Source organism: Aquibium microcysteis (assembly GCF_014495845.1).
GTDB classification, from domain to species: Bacteria; Pseudomonadota; Alphaproteobacteria; order Rhizobiales; family Rhizobiaceae; genus Aquibium; species Aquibium microcysteis.
This window is the reverse complement of sequence record NZ_CP061080.1, coordinates 1286598-1309247: the sequence shown is the minus strand read 5'-3', so window position 1 is coordinate 1309247 and position 22650 is coordinate 1286598. Positions and strand designations below refer to the sequence as shown.

26 protein-coding genes are annotated in these 22650 nt (G+C 68.6%); 19 read left to right on the top strand and 7 right to left on the bottom strand.

Features of this window, described 5'->3' with window-relative positions:
* The first annotated feature begins 12 nt into the window (after positions 1-12).
* From ccoG to IAI54_RS05945, 5 genes are all read left to right on the top strand, one after another.
* Positions 13-1590 (top strand): cytochrome c oxidase accessory protein CcoG, encoded by a 1578-nt coding sequence (gene ccoG, locus IAI54_RS05965; RefSeq protein ID WP_187971479.1) that lies wholly within the window; start codon positions 13-15, stop codon positions 1588-1590.
* Positions 1587-2087 carry a FixH family protein gene (locus IAI54_RS05960; protein ID WP_338021491.1) on the top strand — a complete coding sequence of 167 codons (501 nt, stop codon included), beginning with the start codon at positions 1587-1589 and terminating at the stop codon, positions 2085-2087. Before ccoG ends, IAI54_RS05960 begins: the two co-directional genes overlap by 4 nt.
* Positions 2084-4357, top strand: a complete 2274-nt coding sequence (locus IAI54_RS05955) for a cation-translocating P-type ATPase (RefSeq protein WP_187971478.1) — start codon at positions 2084-2086, stop codon at positions 4355-4357. The genes IAI54_RS05960 and IAI54_RS05955 overlap by 4 nt, the downstream gene beginning before the upstream one ends.
* On the top strand, positions 4354-4497 hold the full coding sequence (gene ccoS / locus IAI54_RS05950) for a cbb3-type cytochrome oxidase assembly protein CcoS (RefSeq protein ID WP_187971477.1): 144 nt from the start codon (positions 4354-4356) through the stop codon (positions 4495-4497). Before IAI54_RS05955 ends, ccoS begins: the two co-directional genes overlap by 4 nt.
* Positions 4498-4564: 67 nt before the next feature.
* Positions 4565-4783 carry a hypervirulence associated TUDOR domain-containing protein gene (locus IAI54_RS05945; RefSeq protein WP_187971476.1) on the top strand — a complete coding sequence of 73 codons (219 nt, stop codon included), beginning with the start codon at positions 4565-4567 and terminating at the stop codon, positions 4781-4783.
* Positions 4784-4800: 17 nt separating this feature from the next.
* On the opposite strand, the gene IAI54_RS29245 is transcribed toward IAI54_RS05945, so the two are convergent.
* Positions 4801-5583, bottom strand: coding sequence for a transglycosylase SLT domain-containing protein (locus IAI54_RS29245; protein ID WP_187971475.1), 783 nt, complete (start codon positions 5581-5583; stop codon positions 4801-4803).
* A gap of 250 nt (positions 5584-5833) precedes the next feature.
* On the opposite strand from IAI54_RS29245, the gene parE reads away from it, so the two are divergent.
* The 3 genes from parE (at position 5834) to IAI54_RS05925 (ending at position 9086) form a co-directional block, all read left to right on the top strand.
* Complete coding sequence (gene parE, locus IAI54_RS05935) at positions 5834-7900, top strand: DNA topoisomerase IV subunit B (RefSeq protein ID WP_187971474.1); 2067 nt, start codon at positions 5834-5836, stop codon at positions 7898-7900.
* Positions 7901-7984: 84 nt separating this feature from the next.
* Positions 7985-8650, top strand: coding sequence for a hypothetical protein (locus IAI54_RS05930; RefSeq protein WP_187971473.1), 666 nt, complete (start codon positions 7985-7987; stop codon positions 8648-8650).
* A complete protein-coding gene (locus IAI54_RS05925; protein ID WP_187971472.1) occupies positions 8601-9086 on the top strand; it encodes a hypothetical protein in 486 nt (161 codons plus the stop codon). Before IAI54_RS05930 ends, IAI54_RS05925 begins: the two co-directional genes overlap by 50 nt.
* A gap of 259 nt (positions 9087-9345) precedes the next feature.
* Here IAI54_RS05925 and IAI54_RS05920 read toward each other — a convergent pair whose 3' ends face one another.
* Together IAI54_RS05920 and IAI54_RS05915 are read right to left on the bottom strand one after the other, a co-directional pair.
* Positions 9346-10143 (bottom strand): DUF533 domain-containing protein, encoded by a 798-nt coding sequence (locus IAI54_RS05920; RefSeq protein ID WP_210321214.1) that lies wholly within the window; start codon positions 10141-10143, stop codon positions 9346-9348.
* Positions 10144-10353: 210 nt separating this feature from the next.
* Positions 10354-11496, bottom strand: a complete 1143-nt coding sequence (locus IAI54_RS05915; protein ID WP_187971470.1) for a DUF2336 domain-containing protein — start codon at positions 11494-11496, stop codon at positions 10354-10356.
* Between the two features lie 174 nt (positions 11497-11670).
* On the opposite strand from IAI54_RS05915, the gene IAI54_RS05910 reads away from it, so the two are divergent.
* Positions 11671-12123, top strand: a complete 453-nt coding sequence (locus IAI54_RS05910) for a MaoC family dehydratase (protein ID WP_187971469.1) — start codon at positions 11671-11673, stop codon at positions 12121-12123.
* A complete protein-coding gene (locus IAI54_RS05905) occupies positions 12123-12989 on the top strand; it encodes an HpcH/HpaI aldolase/citrate lyase family protein (protein ID WP_187971468.1) in 867 nt (288 codons plus the stop codon). The genes IAI54_RS05910 and IAI54_RS05905 overlap by 1 nt, the downstream gene beginning before the upstream one ends.
* A gap of 10 nt (positions 12990-12999) precedes the next feature.
* On the opposite strand, the gene IAI54_RS05900 is transcribed toward IAI54_RS05905, so the two are convergent.
* The 4 genes from IAI54_RS05900 to IAI54_RS05885 form a co-directional block, all read right to left on the bottom strand.
* On the bottom strand, positions 13000-13296 hold the full coding sequence (locus tag IAI54_RS05900; protein ID WP_187971467.1) for an AzlD family protein: 297 nt from the start codon (positions 13294-13296) through the stop codon (positions 13000-13002).
* Complete coding sequence (locus IAI54_RS05895) at positions 13293-14051, bottom strand: AzlC family ABC transporter permease (protein ID WP_187971466.1); 759 nt, start codon at positions 14049-14051, stop codon at positions 13293-13295. Before IAI54_RS05895 ends, IAI54_RS05900 begins: the two co-directional genes overlap by 4 nt.
* A 117-nt stretch (positions 14052-14168) precedes the next feature.
* Positions 14169-14780 (bottom strand): pyridoxamine 5'-phosphate oxidase family protein, encoded by a 612-nt coding sequence (locus IAI54_RS05890; protein WP_187971465.1) that lies wholly within the window; start codon positions 14778-14780, stop codon positions 14169-14171.
* Between the two features lie 121 nt (positions 14781-14901).
* Entirely contained in the window at positions 14902-15255 is a 354-nt protein-coding gene (locus tag IAI54_RS05885; protein WP_187971464.1) for a gamma-butyrobetaine hydroxylase family protein, read from the bottom strand.
* A 168-nt stretch (positions 15256-15423) separates the two neighbouring features.
* On the opposite strand from IAI54_RS05885, the gene moaA reads away from it, so the two are divergent.
* The 9 genes from moaA to IAI54_RS05840 all read left to right on the top strand — a co-directional run bounded on the left by moaA (position 15424) and on the right by IAI54_RS05840 (position 22591).
* On the top strand, positions 15424-16449 hold the full coding sequence (moaA, locus tag IAI54_RS05880; protein WP_235679270.1) for a GTP 3',8-cyclase MoaA: 1026 nt from the start codon (positions 15424-15426) through the stop codon (positions 16447-16449).
* Between the two features lie 136 nt (positions 16450-16585).
* Positions 16586-17506, top strand: a complete 921-nt coding sequence (locus IAI54_RS05875) for a DMT family transporter (protein WP_187971463.1) — start codon at positions 16586-16588, stop codon at positions 17504-17506.
* A 10-nt stretch (positions 17507-17516) separates the two neighbouring features.
* Entirely contained in the window at positions 17517-18764 is a 1248-nt protein-coding gene (locus IAI54_RS05870) for a multidrug effflux MFS transporter (protein ID WP_187971462.1), read from the top strand.
* Positions 18765-18882: 118 nt separating this feature from the next.
* Entirely contained in the window at positions 18883-19389 is a 507-nt protein-coding gene (mobB, locus tag IAI54_RS05865; protein ID WP_187971461.1) for a molybdopterin-guanine dinucleotide biosynthesis protein B, read from the top strand.
* Between the two features lie 151 nt (positions 19390-19540).
* Positions 19541-20326, top strand: a complete 786-nt coding sequence (locus tag IAI54_RS05860; protein ID WP_187971460.1) for an ABC transporter substrate-binding protein — start codon at positions 19541-19543, stop codon at positions 20324-20326.
* Positions 20327-20414: 88 nt separating this feature from the next.
* Entirely contained in the window at positions 20415-21128 is a 714-nt protein-coding gene (locus IAI54_RS05855; RefSeq protein WP_187971459.1) for an ABC transporter permease, read from the top strand.
* Positions 21125-21952 (top strand): ABC transporter permease, encoded by an 828-nt coding sequence (locus IAI54_RS05850; protein WP_187971458.1) that lies wholly within the window; start codon positions 21125-21127, stop codon positions 21950-21952. The genes IAI54_RS05855 and IAI54_RS05850 overlap by 4 nt, the downstream gene beginning before the upstream one ends.
* 64 nt (positions 21953-22016) lie before the next feature.
* The gene (locus tag IAI54_RS05845) at positions 22017-22232 is read left to right on the top strand and encodes a ribbon-helix-helix protein, CopG family (protein WP_187971457.1); all 216 of its coding nucleotides are present in this window, start codon (positions 22017-22019) and stop codon (positions 22230-22232) included.
* On the top strand, positions 22229-22591 hold the full coding sequence (locus tag IAI54_RS05840) for a type II toxin-antitoxin system VapC family toxin (protein WP_235679269.1): 363 nt from the start codon (positions 22229-22231) through the stop codon (positions 22589-22591). The genes IAI54_RS05845 and IAI54_RS05840 overlap by 4 nt, the downstream gene beginning before the upstream one ends.
* Positions 22592-22650 lie beyond the last annotated feature (59 nt).

Below are 22650 nucleotides of genomic sequence, written 5' to 3'. Positions count from 1 at the left end.
GAGTGCCCGCCGATGAACGTGATCGCGAAGAATCCCGCCTCGCCCGAGGCGATCGAACGGCTCGACGCCGAGGCCGTCAATTCGGCGAAGGTGCGCCAGCCGCTCTATGCGCCGCGCAAGAAGATCTTCCCCAAGCGGGCGTCGGGCGCGTTCCGCCGCTTCAAGTGGCTGGTCATGCTGGTGACGCTGGGCATCTATTACGTGACGCCCTGGCTGCGCTGGGACCGTGGCCCCTATGCGCCCGACCAGGCGGTCCTGGTCGACCTCGCCAACCGCCGCTTCTACTTCTTCTTCATCGAGATCTGGCCGCAGGAATTCATCTACGTGGCCGGCCTGCTCGTGATGGCGGGGATCGGCCTCTTCCTCATCACCTCCACGGTCGGGCGCGCCTGGTGCGGCTATACCTGCCCCCAGACCGTGTGGGTCGATCTCTTCCTCGTCGTGGAACGCGCGATCGAGGGCGACCGCAACGCCCGCATCAAGCTCGACGCAGCGCCCTATTCGCTGGACAAGATCGGCAAGCGCGTGGCCAAGCACGCGATCTGGATCGCCATCGCGGTGGCGACAGGCGGCGCCTGGATCTTCTACTTCGCCGACGCGCCGACGCTGCTGGTCGACGTCGTGACCGGGCAGGCCGCGCCGATCGCCTACATGACCGTCGCGGTCCTCACCGCGACCACCTACGTGTTCGGCGGGCTGATGCGCGAGCAGGTCTGCACCTACATGTGCCCCTGGCCGCGCATCCAGGCGGCGATGCTCGACGAACATTCGCTCACCGTGACCTACAACGACTGGCGCGGGGAGCCGCGGTCGCGCCATTCCAAGAAGGCCGCCGCGGCCGGCGAGGTGGTCGGCGACTGCGTGGACTGCAACGCCTGCGTGGCGGTCTGCCCGATGGGCATCGACATCCGCGACGGCCAGCAGCTCGAATGCATCACCTGCGCGCTCTGCATCGATGCCTGCGACGCCGTCATGGACAAGACCGGCAAGGAGCGCGGGCTGATCTCCTACGCCACGCTCAGCGACTACAACGCCAACATGGCCATCGCCACTGCGGGCGGCAGCGCCCCGATCAATCCCAGGCTCGTCCGCAACGCGGCGGGGCGGCTCGGCGATGGCATCGCCCATTTTCACCTGCGCAAGATCTTCCGTCCCCGCACCTTCGTCTATTTCGGGGCCTGGGCGCTGATCGGCATCGGCCTCGTGACAGCGCTGCTGTCGCGCGACAGGCTGGAGGTCAACGTGCTGCACGACCGCAACCCGCAGTTCGTGACGCTTTCGGACGGCTCGATCCGCAACGGCTACACGGTCAAGCTGCTCAACATGATCCCCGAGCCGCGCGTCATCTTCGTGTCGATCGACGGGCTGCCGGGTGCGGTGATGACGGCCACCGGGATCGACCAGCCGGAAGGCCGCTCGATGGCGATCCCGGTCGAGCCGGACCGGCTGCGCACCCTCAAGGTCTTCGTCACCCAGCCGGCCGGCCATGTCGACGGCACGGCCCAGTCCTTCCGCTTCGTGGTCGAGGACAAGTCGAGCTTCGAGGCCGACACCTACACCGCGAACTTCTACGCACCGGAGGCGAAATGATGCGGCAGTCCTCTCCTTCGTCCGGCGAGTTCACCGGACGCCACATGCTCCTGGTGATGCTCGCCTTCTTCGGCGTGATCATCGCCGTGAACGTCACCATGGCGACGCTCGCCAACACCAGCTGGTCCGGCCTCATCGTCAAGAACTCCTACGTCGCCAGCCAGCATTTCAACGCGCAGGCCAGGGCCGCACGCGCCCAGACGGCCCTGGGATGGACGGGGACCATGGGCTACGCGGACGGCACCTTCCGCTACACGCTCGCCGACGCCGGCGGCGCCCCGGTGCGGCTCGACGCCTCGCAGGCCTTCTTCCGCCGTCCGGTCGACGACCGGCACGACGAGACGATCCCGATGGAGCCGGCGGGCCGGGGCACGGTCTCCGGAGCCGTCGATCTCAAGGACGGGATCTGGATCGTCGAGATCGCGGCTGCGGCCGGGCTCGACGCGCCGTATCGCGAGGTGAAGCGCATTTCGGTTCGCGGGGGTGTCCTGCAATGAGCTGCTGCGCGCCCGGGACGGAGGCCGCCGGCGAGATCGACCGTGCCGAAAGCGCCGGTCCGTCGGCGGAAGAGGTGATGCTGGCCAGCCGCGAGATCGGCCAGGGCCTGCGGCAGACCGACCTGTCGGTGCCCGGCGTCCACTGCGGCGCCTGCATCCATGCGATCGAGACGGCACTGGGAAGGCTCGACGGGGTGGAGTCGGCGCGGGTGAACCTGTCGGCCAAGCGCGTCGCGATCCGCTGGCGCGACGGCACGCTGCCGCCGCTGGTCGAGACGCTGAACCGGCTCGGCTACGCCGCACACCTCTTCGACGGCTTCGGCGAGGACAAGGACCGCGAGTTCTCCCGTCTCGTGCGTGCCACCGCAGTGGCCGGCTTCGCGGCGGCCAACATCATGCTGCTCTCGGTCTCCGTCTGGTCGGGCGCCGAGGACGCCACGCGCGACCTGTTCCACTGGATATCGGCGCTGATCGCGATCCCGGCGCTCGTGCTCGCCGGCGGCATCTTCTACCGCTCGGCCTGGAACGCGCTGAAGCACGGCACCATGAACATGGACGTGCCGATCGCGCTCGGCGTGACGCTCGCCTACGGACTCAGCCTCTACGAGACGATCAACCACGGCCACCACGCCTATTTCGACGCTGCCGTGTCGCTCCTCTTCTTCCTCCTGATCGGACGCACGCTCGACCACGCGATGCGCGAGAGAGCCCGGACGGCCGTCACCGGCCTGGCGCGGCTGGCACCGCGCGGAGCGATGGTGATCCGCGGCGACGGAAGCCGGGACTACCTGCCGGTGGGCGAGATCGAGCCGGGCATGCGGCTGCAGGTCGCGGCCGGCGAACGCATCCCGGTCGACGGCGACGTCGAGAGCGGCGTGTCCGATCTCGACTGCTCGCTGGTGACGGGCGAGAGCGCGCCGCAGCCGGTCCGGGCGGGTGAGCCGCTGCGCGCCGGCATGCTGAACCTCACCGGGCCGCTCGTCATGACGGTGACCGCGCGGGCGCAGGATTCCTTCCTCGCCGAGATGATCCGGCTGATGGGCGTGGCCGAAGGCGGACGCGCGCGCTATCGGCGCATCGCCGACCGGGCGTCGGCGATGTACTCCCCGGTCGTCCACCTGACGGCACTGGTCGCCTTCGCCGGCTGGCTGGCGGTTTCGGGCGACCTGCACCGCGCCACGACCATCGCCATCGCCGTCCTGATCATCACCTGCCCCTGCGCGCTCGGGCTGGCGGTGCCGATCGTGCAGGTGGTGGCTGCGCGGCGGCTGTTCGAGGCCGGCATCATGGTCAAGGACGGATCCGCGATGGAGCGGCTGGCCGAGATCGACCGCGTGGCCTTCGACAAGACCGGGACGCTGACGATGGGCCGCGCGCGCCTTGCGAACCGGGCCGAGATCCAGCCGGCGACGCTGGCGATCGCGGCCGCGATCGCCGCGCATTCGCGGCATCCGCTGTCGAAGGCGATCGTTTCGGCCGCGGCCGGGCTGCCCGCCTCGACCCCGGCCTTCGACAGGATCGCGGAGGTTCCGGGCTGCGGCGTGGAAGCCAGCGACGCCACCGGGACGTGGCGGCTCGGACGCGCCGCCTGGGCGCTGGACGGCGCCGTCGACGGCGATCCCGCAGGCCCGACGATCCTCGCCTTCGGCGGGCGGGCGCTCGCCTCGTTCCGCTTCGACGACCAGACACGGCCGGACGCCCAGCAGGCGGTGGACGATCTGGCGGCGGCCGGTTGCGGCATGGAGATCCTGTCGGGCGACGCCGAGGGACCGGTCGCCGGCCTCGCCGCACGTCTCGGCATCGACACCTTCCATGCCCGCATGATGCCTGCGCAGAAGGCCGAGCGGCTGGCCGAACTGGCCGCCGAGGGGCACAAGGTGCTGATGGTGGGCGATGGCCTGAACGATACGGCCGCGCTGGCGGCCGCACACGTGTCGATGGCGCCGTCGACGGCCGCCGACGTCGGCCGGAACGCCGCCGATTTCGTGTTCCTGCGCGACAGCCTCGGCTCGGTCCCGCATGCGCTGACGATGTCGCGGCGGGCGGGCGTGCTGATCCGGCAGAACCTGTGGCTCGCGGTCGTCTACAACGCGATCGCGGTGCCGATCGCCATCCTCGGCCACGTCACGCCGCTGGTGGCGGCGATCGCCATGTCCGCTTCGTCGATCCTGGTCATCGCCAACGCCATGCGCCTCAACGCGGGCTCGACGGGCTTCTCCCTGCGGCCCGCCCTCCCCGCCGCCACGCCGCTGTCCGCGAGGACCGCATGACCGGGCTCGTCTACCTCATCCCGATCGCGCTGTTCCTCGGCGGTCTCGGCCTCGCGGGGTTTCTCTGGAGCATCCGGAGCGGCCAGTATGACGACATGGACGGTGCGGCCGAACGCATCCTGCACGACGACGACGCCTGAGGCTGCTGCCGGCAACGGAACGTTCCAGCGTCCGGAGGCTTACTGCTGGAAACCGGCAGGAGCCATCATGGACCGATACGACGAAGGGACGCGCGTTTCCTGGCGCTGGGGCGCCCACACCGCCAAAGGCCGGATCGCCCGCGTCTTCGAGCACGACGTTTCGCGCACCATCAAGGGAACGGAGGTGAAGCGGCACGCTTCGGCCGACGAACCCGCCTACATGATCGAGCAGGAGGACGGCGCGCGCGTCCTCAAGAGCCATTCGGAAATCAGAAAGCTGACCTGACGGCCCGACGGTCCGCGTCAGCCGGGCTGGCGGCGGCGGACCCGGTCGCGGCCGAGGCCGGTCTCGTCGAGCAGGCCGGCGCGCTTGGCGTCGTAGTAGTAGCCGCGCTGATAGAGGCGGATGGCGTGATCCTTGTCGCCGCCGGCGACGATGTAGGCCCCGCGCAGGTAGCGGACGGCGTAGCGGAGGTTGGTTTCGGGATCCAGCAGTCCCTCCGCCTTGCCGTCGTAGCCGAGGCCTCTGGCGGTCGCATGGCGGATCTGCATCAGGCCCCAGTTTCCGCTGTTGTAGGCGGTGGGGCGATAGTTGCTCTCGCGCCGGACGACGCGGTGCACGAGGTCCTTGGGCACGTCGTAGGCATCGGCATAATGCGAGATCAGGCGGTCGAGCTTTGCCCGTTCGTCAGGCAGGTGCGCGCTCTTCGGGGCGAAGGCGACCTCCACCGCGGCGGCGGCCGGTGCGGGTTCCACGAAGGCGTTGGCGGCGGGATCCGGCGCGGCTTCCTTCGTCGGCGCCGGTGCGGGCGCTTCGGCGACGCCCTTCACCGCCTCGACCGCGGCCTTCGCCGCATCGGAGGCCAGTCTGGCGGCATCGGAGCCGACGGCGGCGAGCGATACCGGCGGGGCCGGCTCGTCGGCGGGGACTTCGGGCTGTTCGGCCGCGACCGCCATCTGCTGCGGCGTCTCGACCGGCGCGAGCGTCAGCATGTCGGAGGCACTGATGCCGGACGTGGAACAGGCGCCGAGCGCCGTCGCGGCAAGGAAACAGGCGCTGAGCGCGGCAAGTCGCGATGGCGTCATCGCCCATCAAACCTCGTGTTTCGCGTCCCCGCGACGTGCTTAGCGGACGCATGGGCGTCGGGCAAGAAGAGCCGTTTCGCCCGTGGATCGGATCGACGCCTCCTCATGGCGCCGGACCGGTCAGCGGATCGTCACCACAATGACATGAAATGTCGGGGACAAGAAGCCGAACGGAACAGGAACCGATTTCGTCGTCCGGGCTGTCCGTGGCAGTATTGAATGTGATTCGCTGACCGGATATCTGCACAGCATGAACGACAGCACAGACCTCTTCGCCGCGCTCGAACGGGCGCAGCCTCAGGACAAGGCGGCCGTCGAACGCCGGCCTGCCGCGCCGCGGCCCGCCGCCACCCGCCAGCAGACGGTGGCGCCGAAGGATGCGAGCGAAAGCTACAGCGCCGCCGACATCGAGGTGCTGGAGGGGCTGGAGCCGGTCCGGCGGCGCCCGGGCATGTATATCGGCGGCACCGACGACAAGGCCATGCACCACCTCTTCGCCGAGGTGATCGACAATTCCATGGACGAGGCGGTCGCCGGCCACGCCACCTTCATCGACGTCGAACTGTCCGCCGACGGCTATCTCACCGTCACGGACAACGGCCGCGGCATCCCGGTCGACCCGCACCCGAAATTCAGGGACAAGTCGGCTCTCGAGGTCATTATGACCACGCTGCATGCGGGCGGCAAGTTCGATTCGAAGGTCTACGAGACCTCCGGTGGCCTGCACGGCGTCGGCGTCTCGGTGGTGAACGCGCTGTCCGACGACCTCGAGGTGGAGGTGGCGCGCGGGAGAAAGCTCTACCGGCAGCGTTTTTCGCGCGGCGTTCCGCAGGGCGGGCTGGAACTGCTGGGCGACGTGCAGAACCGTCGCGGCACGCGGGTGCGCTTCCACCCCGACGGCCAGATCTTCGGCGAGGGCGCGAAGTTCGAGCCCGAACGTCTCTACCGCATGGCGCGGTCCAAGGCCTATCTGTTCGGCGGTGTCGAGATCCGCTGGTCCTGCGCGCCGGAGCTGATCACCGGGAAGGACAAGACGCCCGACAGGGCGGTGTTCCATTTCCCGGGCGGCCTCAAGGACTACCTGCAGGCCTCGCTCGGCGACGAGTTCCAGGTGACGCGGGAAATCTTCGCCGGCAGGACGGAGAAGACCGGCGGCCACGGCGCGCTCGAATGGGCGGTCACCTGGTTCGGCGGCGACGGTTTCGTCAGTTCCTACTGCAACACCATCCCGACGCCCGAGGGCGGCACGCACGAGGCGGGCTTCCGCGGCGTGCTGACGCGCGGCCTGCGCGCCTATGCCGAGCTGACGGGCAACAAGCGCGGCGCCATCATCACCTCCGAGGACGTGATGATCTCGGCGGCCGGCATGCTGTCGGTGTTCATCCGCGAGCCCGAGTTCGTCGGCCAGACCAAGGACCGGCTGGCGACGATCGAGGCGCAGCGCATCGTCGAGAACGCCATCCGCGATCCCTTCGACCACTGGCTGGCCGCCAATCCGCAGGAAGCCTCCAAGCTGCTCGACTGGGTGATCGCGCGCGCCGACGACCGCGTGCGCCGGCGCCAGGAGAAGGAGGTGTCGCGCAAGAGCGCGGTGCGCAAGCTGCGCCTGCCGGGCAAGCTCGCCGACTGCTCGCAGAACGCGGCCGCCGGTGCGGAGATCTTCATCGTCGAGGGCGATTCGGCCGGCGGCTCGGCCAAGCAGGCACGCGACCGCGCCAGCCAGGCCGTGCTGCCGCTGCGCGGCAAGATCCTCAACGTCGCCTCGGCGGGCTCCGACAAGCTCGCCGCCAACCAGCAGATCTCAGACCTCGTCCAGGCGCTCGGCTGCGGCACGCGGTCGAAATACCGCGACGACGACCTGCGCTACGACCGCGTGATCATCATGACGGACGCCGACGTCGACGGCGCCCACATCGCCTCGCTGCTGATCACCTTCTTCTACCAGGAGATGCCCGATCTGATCCGCGGCGGCCACCTCTATCTCGCCGTGCCGCCGCTCTACCGCATCAGCCAGGGCGGCAAGGTCGCCTATGCACGCGACGACGCGCACAAGGACGAACTGCTGCGCAGCTTCTTCACCGGCAAGGGCAAGATCGAGATCGGCCGGTTCAAGGGTCTCGGCGAGATGATGGCCGCCCAGCTCAAGGAGACCACCATGGACAAGAAGAAGCGCACGCTTCTGCGCGTCGAGGTGATCGACGACGCGGCGGCGACGAAATCGATGGTCGACGCGCTGATGGGCACCAAGCCGGAAGCGCGGTTCCGGTTCATCCAGGAGCGGGCGGAGTTCGCGCAGGAAGAGGCGCTGGATATCTGAGGGACCAGGCGTTCTTCACGGACGTATGCGCTTTGGTCGGAGGCCGCGTCGGCGTTGAGGCGCTTGCGCAACCGGTGGGGATCCATGAAGGTCGAACTCGCCCGGCACGACATGGAGGCCGCCTTCGATCTCCTGGGGAAGCTGGCGCTCGATCGGGGGCTGTCCGTGGAGATCGCCGTCTTCGGCGGCTCATGCCTCGTCCTGGCGAGCGACATCCGAAATTCCTCCGGAGACGTCGACGCGGTTTTCCGCGGCCATGAACCCGAGATCTACGCGATGCTCGAAGCGGTCGCCATCGCGCAGCAGCTTCCGCACAACTGGCTGAACCAGGGTGTCAAGAGGCTGGCTCCGCCGATCGGCAACCCAGAGCCGAACCTCATTCCACACGGACACTATCCGCGGGAAGCCTTGCCTGCATCGGGCCTCGCGGGGCTGCGGGTGTTGTTGCCGACGCCGGCCTATCTGCTGGCCATGAAACTGCTGGCCAACCGAGGGTCCGAAGACGTCGACAAGATCCAGACGGATACGACGGACGCGGTGGCACTGATGAAGGTGACCGGCATCGTGTCGCGCGATCAGATCGTCGAACTTCTGCAAGAGTGCTATCCTCACGTTCCCGGCGTCGCAACGCCGGGCCTCAGCCCGCGCATGGCAGCGAAGATCGACGCGATCCTCGACGCCTACGAAGGAAGCAGCAAAGATGATCATCCGGCCTGGAACGCTGGCAGAGGTCCTGCAACTCGTCCGTGACGGAGAGCCGTTCAGGCTCTGCCTGGTCGGATTTCTCGACGCTTTCTACACCAGCGGCAGCGACGCGGAACGCCGGCGGCGGCTCGAAGACGATCCCGGGCTGGCCGGCGACGCGAAGACGGACGCGCTGATCGGTGCGGTTGCCGAACATCTCTCTCAGAGGTGGAGCCTGGGGCGCCCTCCGCACTGGGTGGAGCAGCCGGAGCGCTTCCTCGATCGCCCGTGGTTCATGGGCGCCGAGCGCATGAAGGGATTTCTTCTCGCCGAGAGTCCCAGCGCCTTCCGGCGCCGGTTCATCTTCACGGAACTGGAGCCCCTGCGCAGGGCGACGATGCCCAAGGACCGGATCTGGTGGGAACTGGAAGGCGTCCGGACAGGGCTGCAGCCGGTGTCGGCGCAGGACGTCGAGGATATGTACGGCCGCGTCCCGTCCTGACTTCCCGACGGACCGCGCCCGTCGAGAGCATATCGCCTCCCCCACTACGCCGCCGCAATCGCCAGCGCGTGTTCCCGCGCAGCGCGCCGAGGTGGATCGACTTGAGCAGTGCGGCGAGCGCGCCGTCCTCGTCGGCGACCATGCCCGTGCGGACTGCCGCGTCGGATCGCGCGGCATCAGGATGGCGCCTTCCTGTGGCCCGGCGACGCGGCGGCCGGTCGGACGGGCCGGGACCGCTTCGCCGTGGTGGCGTGGTCGATCACGCCGGTCCTGACGCCAACGCGTCGATTTCTGCTGCGTCCTGTTGGGCCAAACCGAGCCGGTCGCGCAGGCTGGCGAGATAGGCGCGGTTGGCACCGGTCTCGCCATCGACGGCCATGCGGGAGGAGAGGTAGAATTCCTCCGCCGTCTCCCGGTCGCGGACCTGGCCGAGCAGTTCTTCGAGCGGCCGTGGCGCGGCAAGCTCGCGTTCGAGCGTCCGGCGGTCGTCGCCGTCCTCCGCCTGGCTCAGGATCCGCGACCGTTCGTCGGACGTGATCTGACCATCGGCATTGGCGGCCGTGATCATCGCGCGCAGGAGAAGCAGCGCCTTGTCTTCGCCGAGCGCCTCGGCCGCGCGTTCGTCCTCGGCCGTGAAAGCCTGCGCCGCGGGAGGCTCAGCGAAGGGGGACGCGCCGCCTCCACGGGTCTCGTCGCGCGTGCCGGTGCCGCCGAGAGCGTCGCCGACGGATTTCATCACGCCGCCGATCAGGTCACCGAGGCCACCCGCCGCAGCGCCGCTTCCGGAGGCACTGCCGCCCGCTGCGCCCGCACGCGCGCGGTCCTGCGACGCGCCCTGCGTTCCGGCCGCCGTCCTTGACTGGTGGTCCTGGTAGGCGCGGTAGGCCATGTAGCCCAGCGCCGCCAGGCCCGCCTTGCGGCCGAGACCACCGCGCCGCCCGCCGAGAAGACCGGCCGCAGCCAGCGTGCCGAGGCCGCCGCCTGCAAGACCGCCGCGGCCGCGCATGCCGCGTCCCGCCATGCGGCTCGCCAACATCATTCCCAGAATGCGCTTCATGCTCATAGGATCGTCCCTGCTCGTGACACCGAGCCGGACAAACGCCCTCGCCCCCGCGCCGTTCCATCGGGGCACACGCTGACCGCCGGCGCGGCGACGGCCGCGAAGAGGCGGGCCGGACGAAGGGCTGCGCCTTGCCTGGCGGCGGATGACCGGTCCCGAGCAAGGGCGGACCCGGGCCTCGACGGCAGGAGGGTTCCGACCGGCCGCCTAAGCCGCCGCGATCGCCAGCGCGTGACCGCGCGCGTTCTCGCGCAGCGCTTCGAGGTGGATCGACTTGATGAGGGCGGCCAGAGCACCCTCCTCGTCGGCGACCTCGCCGGCCCGGACCGCCGCCTCGAGATCGCGCAGCATCAGGTAGGAGACTTCCTGCGTGCCGGCGACGCGGCGGCCGTTGGCGACGTCGCGCCATACGGTCAGCGCACGCAGGATGACACGGCCGGCGGCCTGGGGGAGACCGGCCTGGCGGAACAGGGCGGCGAGCGCGACGTCGCGGCCGGACGACAGCAGCGAACGCACCCGGGTCCGGTCGAGCCCCGACAACGCCACCAGGGCGGCGCCGAAGAAGTCGATGCGGCCGTGCGCGACGACCCGCACCAGAAAGCCGGTCGTCAGTTCGCCGCGCAGGCGCAGGTGTTCGACCAGGGCTGCGTGCTCGTCGGCACCGGTGTGTTCGATCAGCGTCAGCGAGGCCTTCAGGCAGGCCTCGCGCAACATCCTGTCGGCACGCGCCCGGCTCATCAGCGCCCGCACCAGCGGAGATTCGCGCAGCGCCTCCCCGACCTTGAGGAGCAGCGTGTGGCGGATGTCGCAAGGCAGGCGCCGGTCGGCGATCAGCGCCTCGCGCACGTCCGCGTCGTGGCCCAGCCGCTCTGCCATGCGGCGAAGACTGATGGAGGCGATCTCGGCGCCCGCATTGCCGAGCAGTGCCGCGCAGGCGGCCGGCGACGCGACCTCGGCGATGGCGGCCGCCAGCGCCATCGAAACCGTGGTGCGGGTGGCGATCAGCACCTGCGCATCCGTCTCGCCCGCGGCCATGTGCCCGATCAGATCGTGATCGGTGAGCAGCGGCGACAGTGCCAGCACGGGCGCGGCGACTTCGGGCTGGTCGGCGGCGAGCGCGGCCACGATCTGCTGCGGCGCGCGGGCGGACAGCGAGAAGGGCTCGGCCATCGCCAGCCGGACCTTGGGCGAAGGATCATCGAGCAGCATGGTGAGCGCGGCCTCTGCCGCACAGCGATCCTCGAAGTCCATCGGGGAGAGGATGTAGGCGCGGGCCAGGGCATTGGCCGCGGCGGCCCGCTCCGCCACCTTTGCCGTCGCGACCCACCGGATGAAATGCTCGACTATCATGACGCCCCGCACGCTTCTACTGCCCCGAACCTAGCGGCAACTGGTTTACGAACGGTTCACCATGACCGTTAGCCGGCCGCTAACCATGCCGCCTCGCCGCCTGGCGCATTCGGGCGCTTGCGGTGCCCTGTCCGGACTTCTATCAACGGCCGGTCCATCAGGCGGGAGGTTGCGTTGGCCGGGCTCTATCTCGAGGAATTCCAGCCGGGCATGGTGATCCGGCACGCGCTGACCAAGACGGTCACCGAAAGCGACAACATGCTGTTCTCGGTGATGACGCTCAATCCGCAGCCGCTGCACATCGATTTCGACTTCGCCTCGAAGAGCGAGTGGGGCAGGCCGCTGGTCAACTCGCTGTTCACGCTGGGGCTGATGATCGGCATCTCGGTGCACGACACGACGCTCGGCACCACCATCGGCAATCTCGGCATGACCGACACCACCTTCCCGCATCCGCTCTTCCACGGCGACACCGTGCGGGTGGAGACGGAAGTGAAGTCGGTGCGCGAATCGAAGTCGAAGCCCGACCGCGGCGTGGTCGAGTTCGAGCACCGCGCCTTCAACCAGAACGGGGTGCTGGTGGCGCGCTGCGTGCGCCAGGCGATGATGCTGAAGAGGCCGGCCTGATGCGCTCGCTGCTGTTCGTGCCGGGCGACTCGGAGCGCAAGCTGGACAAGGGCCTGGCCTCGGGTGCCGACGTGCTGATCGTCGACCTGGAGGATTCGGTGGCGCCGGCACGCAAGGCGGCGGCGCGGGAGATGGCCGCGGCGTTCCTGGCGGCGCGCGGGGGCAAGGCCGGTCCCTTGCTCTACGTCCGCGTCAACGACTTCTCGACCGGCCTGACCGACGAAGACCTCGCCGCCGTCGTGAAGGCCGCGCCGCACGGCATCATGCTGCCCAAGGCGTCCGGCGGCGCCGACGTCGAGCGCCTGTCGGCGAAGCTCAGGGTGAACGAGGCCGAGGCCGGGCTCGAGGACGGGGCGATCCGCATCCTGCCGATCATCACCGAGACGGCCACCGGCCTCCTTGCCGCCGGCAGCTACTCCGCCGCCCTCCCCCGGCTCGCCGGCGTCACCTGGGGCGCCGAAGACCTGTCGGCCGACATCGGCGCCCGCGCCGCGCGCGACGCGGCCGGCCGCTACACCGACGTCTTCCGCCTCGCCCGCGCCATGACCGTCCTTGCCGCTGCGAAGGCAGAGACCGCGGCGGTCGACACGGTGTTCGTCGACTTCCGCGACATGGAGGCGCTGCGACGCGAATGCCTGGAGGCCGAGCGCGATGGGTTCACGGGCAAGATGGCGATCCATCCGGCGCAGGTGCCGGTGATCAACGAGGCCTTCACGCCCTCCCCCGAGGCGATCGCCGAGGCGCGTGCGGTCGCGGCCGCCTTCGCGGGGGCCGGCGACGTCGGCGTGGTGGGGATCGACGGCCGCATGTATGACCGGCCGCATCTCAGGCGCGCGGAACGGCTGCTCGCGCGGGCCGGCGGCTGACGGACGGCCGTCAGCCGAGCAGATAGCGGCCGGCGATCAGGACCAGCCCGCCGCCCAGAAAGACGGAGAACATGCCGCCGCGGAGGCCGAGCAGGGCCGCAACGACGAGCGCCAGCGCTTCGGCCGGAGTGGCGTTCATGGCGGCCGGCGCCACCAGCGTGGTGAAGACGGCGGCCGGCACCGCGTTCAGCCCGGCCTCGACGCGCGGGTGGATCCGCCGGAACCGCGACAGGACGAGGTGCCCGCCGGCGCGCGTGAGGTAGGTCATCACGGCGGCGGCAAGCACGATCCAGCCGATCTCGCTCATGACCGGCCTCCCGTTCCCTCGCGCTCCGCGGCGTAGGCGGTGCGAGCCTCCTCGCCGACGGGCATGGCGGCGGCGAGCAGGACACCGGCGAGCGCGCCGATCGAGACGTGCCAGGGGGATCCGACGTAGACGTGGGCGACCATGGCGGCCGCGCCGCTGGCGATGACCACAGGCAGCCAGAGCGGCCGCTTGCGGAAGCCCATCAGCAGTCCGACGAAGTAGATCGGCAGCAGGAAGTCGAGCCCGAGCGCGTGGGTATCGGGGATCAGCCGCCCGAACAGCGCGCCGAGCCAGGCGTCGAGCACCCAGACCAGGTACATCGGCAGTCCGATGCCGAGATACCAGGCAAAGCCGATCGTCTCGCCGGCTTCGGCCATGCGCTCGGTCTCGGCATATTGCGGATCGGCAAGGAAGAAGAAGCCGAGTGCCCGCTGCCAGGCGGACCAGTGGCCGGTGCGACGGCCGAAGGAGGCCGAATAGAGGACATGGCGGAAGTTCACGGCGAAGACCGAAAGCACGATCATCCAGGCGGGGATCGCCTTGCCGAACAGTTCGATGCCGACCATCTGGCTGGCGCCGGCGAACACGGTGGCGCTCATCATCACGGCTTCGCCGACGGTGAAGCCGTTCTGCACCGCCAGCGCGCCGAACAGCACGCCGAAGGGCGCGGATGCCACGATGACCGGAATGCCCCTACGCGTGCCGCGCCAGAATTGCGATGCGAAAGCCCTGCGGGCGAATGGGGCGACGGACAACCGGACCTCCTCGGGAAGGCCGGTCTATAGGTCAGGCTCCCTGCCCTGTCAGTTCAATTCGGTTGAGCCACGTCGAGGAGGATCGTCCTCATGCCATGACGCAGGCCGCCGCCCGCCTCACCACATCGTCGCCTTCGCCCGCGACGGCCACTCGGCGTCGTAGGCCTCGCCGTCGATGCCGCGGCGGCTCGTGGTCTCGAGGATCCGGCCCGGCGTCGGCAGGCTCTTCGGGTCGACCTGCCGGTCGGGGTTCCACAGTTCGGAGCGGACGATGGCGCGGGCGCACTGGAAGTAGACCGCCTCGATCGCGATCACCAGCACCGAGCGGGCCGGCCGGCCCTCCATGGCGAAGGAGGCGCAGAGATCCGGTTCGACCGAAATGGTGGCGCGGCCGTTGACCCTGAGCGTCGTCCCGGATCCCGGGATGAGGAACAGCAGGCCGACGCGGTCATCGCGCAGCACGTTCTTCAGCGAATCGGCGCGGTTGTTGCCCCGCCGGTCCGGCAACAGCAGCGTGCGGTCGTCGCGCACCCGCACGAAGCCCGGTACGTCGCCGCGCGGCGAGCAGTCGAGCCCTTCGGGGCCTGCAGTGGCGAGCGCGACGAAGGGCGAGGCCGCGATCAGCGTCTCGTATTCGGGTATCAGATGGTCGAGTTCCTTGACGAGCGACGTCTCGCCCGGAAGGCCGTACAGCGCCTCGAGTTCGGAGACGCTGGTCAGGGTGGTCATGGCGCGGTCTCCGCTGAAACGTTGAGTCGGCGCAGCCGGGCGGAGCCGTGCGTCCGGCAGATGACAGCGCGAATGCCGGCGGCGATCAAGCCCCGATCGACACCGGACGGGAGCCTCGCCGTCACCGGTCCCGGCTCAGCCCCTGGGCGTCGAGTTCCGCCAGATAGGCTGCCCAGCGCGTCTCGCGCTCGTCTCCGAGCTGGCACAGATAGGCCCAGGTGAAGATGCCGGTGTCGTGCCGGTCGTCGAAGGTTATCCGCACCGCGTAGTTGCCGACCGGCTCCATCTTGAGGATCGCGACGTTCCGCTTGCCCGGCACCGTCACGCGCTGCTCGGGCGAATGGCCCTGCACCTCGGCCGAGGGCGACGTTATCCGCAGATACTCGGCGTCGAGCGCGATCGGATCGCGTCCGGCGAAGGTGACGGTGAGAAGCCGGCGGTCCTTCGACACGCGCAGTTCGGTGGGGGCGGTCATGCAAGGTGTCCTGCGTCGGATGTGAAGCGGTCCATTCTAGCGGCGATATGTTGCCGCGACTATAGCGACGGTGCTAGTTTCGCCCCATTGCCTTGACGATGCCGGTCACGGGCACGACATTCGGCCCGCAAGCGCCGCGGCCAGACGGTGCGCAGAAGGAAGAGCGCGATGACTTTCTCGGAGCAGATGCCGGACGGGACGCAGATGATCGACCCCTTCGGCCGGTCGATCGAGTATCTGCGCGTGTCCGTCACCGACCGCTGCGACTTCCGCTGCACCTACTGCATGGCCGAGGACATGACCTTCCTGCCGAAGAAGGACCTGCTGTCGCTGGAGGAACTGGACCGGCTCTGCACCGCCTTCGTCGAAAAGGGCGTGCGCAAGCTGCGGCTGACCGGCGGCGAGCCGCTGGTGCGCAAGAACGTGATGCACCTCGTGCGCCAGCTTTCGCGCCATCTCAGAAGCGGGGCGCTGAAGGAACTGACGCTGACCACGAACGGCTCGCAGCTGGCCCGCTTCGCGGACGAACTCGCCGATTGCGGCGTGCGGCGGATCAACGTCTCGCTCGACACGCTCGATCCGGACAAGTTCAAGACCATCACGCGCTGGGGCGAGCTGTCGCGGGTCATGGCGGGCCTCGACGCCGCGCAGGCCGCCGGCATTGCCGTCAAGATCAACGCGGTGGCGCTGAAGGGCTTCAACGACCAGGAGATTCCGGACCTGCTGCGCTGGGCCAACGGGCGCGGCATGGATCTGACCGTCATCGAGACCATGCCGATGGGCGAGATCGATGCCGACCGGACCGACCAGTACATGCCGCTGTCACTGCTCAGGTCCCAGCTCGAGCGCCAGTTCACGCTGACCGAAATCCCCTATCGCACCGGCGGGCCGGCGCGCTACGTCGAGGTGGCCGAGACCGGCGGACGGCTCGGCTTCATCACGCCGATGACGCATAATTTCTGCGAGAGCTGCAACCGCGTGCGGCTGACCTGCACGGGCACCCTCTACATGTGCCTTGGCCAGGAGGACGCGGCCGACCTGCGCGCGCCGCTGCGGGCCTCGGAAGGAAACGACCTCTTGTCGCAGGCCATAGACGAAGCGATCGGCCGCAAACCGAAGGGGCACGACTTCGTCATCGACCGGCGCACCAACCGTCCGTCCGTCTCGCGCCACATGAGCGTCACGGGCGGCTGACGGCGCCGGCGCACGATGTCCTGATCTTGCGCCGCGGGACCGCCAGGCGCCGCGTCCTGCGCAACTGGCCCAGCGGTTTCGCGTTGCCTCGGCCGGTTTCGGTGCTACATCCGGTCGAAAAACAACCGGATCCGCCTTGGCCCTTTCCAACAATCTCCGCGGTGCGCTGTTCATGGCCGTCTCGATGGCCGGCTTCACCATGAACGACGCCATCTCCAAATTCGTCGGCGAGGCGCTGACGATGGCGCAGATCATGTTCATCCGCGGCGGCTTCGCCACGCTTCTGGTGGGTGCCATCGCGTGGCACCGCGGCGCGCTGAAGCTGCCGGCGGGCGCGCTCGACCTGATGATCGTGCTGCGGGTCGGCGGCGAGGTGCTGGCGACGCTCTGCTTCCTGACGGCGCTCGCACATCTGCCGCTCGCCAACGTCTCGGCCATCCTGCAGGCGCTGCCGCTCGGCGTGACGATGGGCGCCGCACTGTTCTTCTCCGAACCCGTCGGCTGGCGCCGCTGGCTCGCGATCGCCGCCGGGTTCGGCGGGGTCATGATCATCGTCAGGCCGGGACTCGACGGCTTCGACGCCTATTCGCTCTACGCGCTCGGCTGCGTGTTCTTCTGCGTGGTGCGAGACCTGGCGACCAAGCGGGTCAGCGCCGAGATTCCTTCGCTCTTCATCACCACGGTCACGGCTGGCGCGGTGACGGTGGTGGGCGGCGCGCTGATCGTTCCCTATGGCGGCTGGCAACCCGTGGGCGCAGACCATGCGCTGCTTCTCCTCGGTGCGGCCGTGCTCGTGGTGATCGGCTACCAGTTCATCATCATGTCGATGCGGACCGGCGACATCTCCTACATCGCGCCGTTCCGCTACACGGCGCTTCTTTGGGCGATCCTGCTCGGCTATCTCGTCTTCGGCAACGTGCCGGACACGGCCATGACCGTCGGGGCCTTCGTCGTCATCGGGTCCGGACTGTACACGCTCTACCGGGAGCAGATCGTCGGCCGAACCCGCCCGGTCACCAGCAGCACCGCGCCGGGCATGGCGCCGGACGGATTGTGAGAGCGGCACGATGACGACGTCCCGAGATGCCGCCGGAAAGCCAGCGCGTCCGCGCTCGCCGCACATCCTGACGCTGGTGATCGCGACCGCGTCGAGCGCGCTCGCCATGAACGTCTTCCTGCCGTCGCTGCCGTCCATCGCCCGCGACCTGGACACCGACTATGCAGTGGTCCAGCTGATGGTGTCGATCTACCTGTTCGCGACAGCGGGGCTGCAGCTCTTCATCGGCCCGGCCTCCGATCGGCTGGGGCGCCGTCCCGTGCTGCTGGCCTGCCTCGCCATCTTCGTCGCCAGCAGCCTGCTCGCCGTGTTCGTGCAGACGATCGAGACGCTTCTGGTGCTGCGCTTCTTCCAGGCCTTCGCGGCCGGCGGCATGGTGATCTCGCGGGCGGTCGTGCGCGACACGGTCGACAGCGACGAGGCGGCGAGCCGCATCGGCTACATCACCATGGGCATGGCGCTCGTGCCGATGATCGCGCCCGCCTTCGGCGGCGTCCTCGACGAGTATTACGGCTGGCGGGCGACCTTCATCCTGACCCTCGTCTACGGCGTGGTCGCGGTCCTCGTGGTCTGGCTCGATCTCAACGAGACCAACCAGTCGCCGACCCGGAGCATCGGGGCGCAGTTCCGGGTCTATCCCGAACTCGTCGGCTCGCGCCGCTTCTGGTCCTACACGCTCACCGCCGCCTTCACCGCCGGCGCCTTCTTCGCCTTTCTCGGCGGGGGCCCCTACGTGGCGAGCGCGATGCTCGGCATCGGGCCGTCCGCCTACGGCTTCTATTTCGTCCTCGTTTCGATCGGCTACATGGCGGGAAACTACATGACCGCACGGTTCTCGACGCGCATCGGCCGCAACACGCTGATGATCGCCGGCAACGTGGCCGCGACGGCCGGGGGATTCATCGGGGTGGCGCTCTTCGCGCTCGGCTTCGACCACCCCGTCAGCCTGTTCCTGCCGACGGGACTGGTCGGCATCGGCAACGGCATGTCGCTGCCCACCGCCTATGCCGGCATCGTCAGCGTGCGCCCGAAGCTCGCCGGCTCGGCGTCGGGGCTCGGCGGCGCCATCCAGATGGGCGGCGGCGCTCTGCTGTCGATCCTCGCCGGCGCGCTGCTTTCCCCGACAAGCGGCCCCTACCCGCTCTTCGCCGTCATGATCGCATCGTCGTCGCTGGCGATCTGCGCCACGCTCTACGGCATGCGCATCGAACGGATCGCCGGTCCGTCCGGTGGCTCCGGCGGGCGCTCCTCGCCCTGAGGCGGCGAAGGCTGGACCGAAAGGCTTTCGGGCCGCCCCTCGCGATGATAGGCGCATCCTGCAGTGTTCCGGTGCAGAACCCGGCACGCGGCAACCGGCGCAGAAGAAAGCAGTGGCCATGCAGAAGCGCATTTTCGGCATCACCGGCTGGAAGAACTCCGGCAAGACGACGCTCACGGAGCGGCTCGTCGCCGAATTCCGTCGCCGCGGGAAGCGGGTCGCCACCGTCAAGCACGCGCACCACGACTTCGACATCGATCACGCCGGGACGGACTCCTTCCGGCATCGTGCCGCGGGCGCGAGCGAGGTGGCGATCGTATCGGGCCGGCGCTGGGCGCTGATGCACGAACTCGACGGCGCCGCCGAGCCGACGCTCGACGAGGTGATCGCCAGGCTCGCCCCCTGCGACATCGTCCTCGTCGAGGGCTACAAGCTGGACGACCACATGAAGATCGAGGTGCGGCGGCTCGGCGCCCGCGAGACGAGGCCGCTCGCGGGCTTCGTCCCGAACGTCGTCGCGATCGCGGCCGACCATCCGCTCCCGGGAGAGGCCCTGCCGACCTTCGGCCTCGACGACGCCGGGGCGATCGCGGACTTCATCGCCGCAACGGCCGGCCTCGCCTGAGCTGCCCGGAAAATTGGCACCGCAGACGACTGCTTTGCAGTTGCGTTTCGCGCGGAAACAGTGGGAGTATCGTTGCAAGGCCAGCGAAAACGCCGGCCTCGAGGGAACGGGCGAAATCGCCTTGGAACACGAGAACGATACGAGGAGACCCATGAAGATCCACAAGCGTCTGGCGCTCGCCCTGTCGGCTGCAGCGCTCGCCCTGTCGGTCGGCGCCGCCGATGCGCAGGAAAGGATGAAGCTGAAGATCGGCACGGAGGGCGCCTATCCGCCCTTCAACAACCTCACGTCCGACGGCAAGCTGGAAGGGTTCGACATCGACATCGCGCGTGCGCTCTGCGAGGAAATGCAGGCCGACTGCGAATTCGTCACGCAGGACTGGGATGGTATCATCCCGGCGCTCCAGGCCGGCAAGTTCGACGCCATCATCGCGTCCATGTCGATCACGCCGGAACGCGCCGAGAAGGTCGACTTCACAAACAAGTACTACAACACGCCGCCCGCGATCGCGGTGCCGAAGGACAGCGAGATCGCGGGTGTGACGAAGGACGACCTCGCCGGCAAGACCATCGGCGTGCAGGGCTCGACCACGCATTTCAACTATTCGGAGGCCACCTACACGGACAGCGAGATCCGGGCCTACCCGACCGCGCAGGAGTATCAGCTCGATCTGGCGAACGGACGGCTCGACGCCGTCAACGACGACATCGTCGTCATCTCCGAATGGCTCGCGACGCCGGAAGGCGAGTGCTGCAAGATCGCCGGAACGATCACGCCCGTGGAAGCGATCCACGGCAAGGGGGCAGGCATCGCGGTGCGCAAGGGCGAGTCCGACCTGGCCGCCAAGTTCAACGCCGCCATCGACGCCATCCGCGCCAACGGCAAGTACAAGGCGATCAACGAGAAGTATTTCGACTTCGACGTCTATGGCGGCTGACGCACCCGCTGCGGCCATCCTATCGCCCGGCGGCGCGAACCGCCGCCGGTGCGAGCCGCCCGTGCCCGGCGCGGACGGTTCCTGACCGATGCAGAACGCGTGGACCCTGCTGAGCTGGGGGCCCGAGGGCTGGCTCGACGAGATCGCATCCGGCGTGCAGGTGACGATCCTGCTCGCACTCGCAACGCTGCCGCTGGGGCTCCTCGCCGGCTTCTTCGTCGCGGTCGCGAAACGGTCGGGGGAGCCGATGCTGCGGCTGGCCGGCAGCATCTACACCACGATCTTCCGCGGCCTGCCCGAACTCCTGACCCTGTTCGTGGTCTTCTATGGCGCCCAGATCGGCGTGCAGCAGGTGGTGCGCTTCTTCAGCCCGGATGCCACTGTCGAGATCAACAGCTTCGTGGCCGGCATGATCGCGCTCGGGGTGGTGTTCTCGTCCTATGCGAGCGAGGTCTTCCTGTCGGCCTTCAAGGCCATTCCACAGGGCCAGTACGAGGGCGGCTACTCGGTCGGCCTGTCGAAGGGCCAGACCATGCGGCTGGTGGTGCTGCCGCAGCTGATCCGCATCGCCCTGCCCGGCCTGTCCAACCTCTGGCTGATCCTGCTCAAGGACACCGCCCTGGTGTCGGCGATCGGCCTGTCGGACATCCTGCGCCAGGCCGGCATTGCGGCGAGGGTGACCAAGGAGGCATTCCTGTTCTTCGCCGTCGCCTGCCTGATCTATCTCGTGCTGGCGATCATCTCCTCCTTCGGCATCGGCGCGATCGAACGCCGGGTCGGGAGACGGGAGACCGCCCGATGAACGGAGGGATCGACGCGGCCGCAGTGCAGAAACCGCCGGCGCTGCCGCGGCCCTGGACAGGCGAACGCATCGCCGGTGCCGTCCTGCTCGGGTTCTGGATTCTCTGCGGGATCGGGCTCGTCGTCTACCTCACCGCCGCGTGGAACCCGGAGCTGTTCCAGAAGTACCTGCCGTACTACCTGTCGGGGCTCGGGGTGACGCTGACGCTGGTCGGGGTTTCGATCGTGCTCGGCGCGCTGCTCTCGATCCCGGTGGCCTGGATGCGGCTGTCCCGGAACCCGATCGTGGCGGGCATCGCCTACGGTTACGTCTACTTCTTCCGCGGCACCCCCCTGCTGGCGCAGACCTTCCTCATCTATTACGGACTCGGCTCCTTCCGGCCCGAACTCCAGGCGCTGGGACTGTGGACCTTCTTCCGCGAGGCCTGGTACTGCGCCATCCTCGCCTTCACCCTCAACACCGCCGCCTACCAGGCCGAGATCCTGCGCGGCGCCATCGCCAGCGTGCCGCGCGGCCAGTGGGAGGCGGGCGCCGCGCTCGGCCTGTCGAAGCTGCAGACGCTGTGGACAATCGTGCTGCCGCAGGCGCTGGTCGTGGCGCTGCGGCCCTACGGCAACGAAATCATCCTGATGATCAAGGGCTCCGCGATCGTGGCCATCATCACCGTCTACGACCTGATGGGCGAGACGCGCCGGGCCTACTCGCGCACCTTCGATTTCCAGACCTATATCTGGGCGGCCGTGATCTACCTCGCGATCGTGGAACTGCTGCGCAACGTCGTCGACTGGATCGAGCGGCGCATCACGGTGCACCTGAAGCGGTGAGGGAAGTTTCCCACCGGTCCGCGAAGCGGTATAGTCCTGGTCCGATCATCGGCAGGATGTCAGGATGGGCTCGCTCGTCGAAATCAAGGAAGAGCAGTTGCAGGAACTCGACCGCATTGCCCGGGAAACGGACCGGACGCGGTCGGCACTCATCGAGGATGCGCTCGCCGAGTACCTGAACCGGCGGAAAGCCAGCCATCGCGACCGCGCATTCGGTCTCTGGCGCGAGCGGAACATCGACGGCCTCGCGTACCAGGAGGAGATCCGGAAGGAGTGGTGAAGGTCGTCCTCGATACGAACATTCTCATCGACTTCCTCGGCGGTGTTCAGCAGGCGCGGGACGAAATCGCACGGCATAGTGAGCCGGCGATCAGCGTCATGAGCTGGATGGAAGTGCTGGTGGGCGTCGATCCAGCTTCGTCCGAGCCGACCCGCCTGTTCCTCGACAGTTTTTTCATCAAACAGCTCGATGAAGTGGTCGCGACACGCGCGGTCGCCCTTCGCCGGTTTCACCGGCTGAAAATGCCCGACGCGATCATCCGGGCATCCGCAGACGCGCATTCAGCGCTGCTGGTCACGCGCAACACCAAAGATTTTCCTGAAGGCTCGCCGGGAGTTCACATTCCCTACAAGGTCTGACGAAGCAGGGTCCAGGCTTCGGCGATTTGCGCCCGTCTTGCCCTTCAGCCATGCCAAGC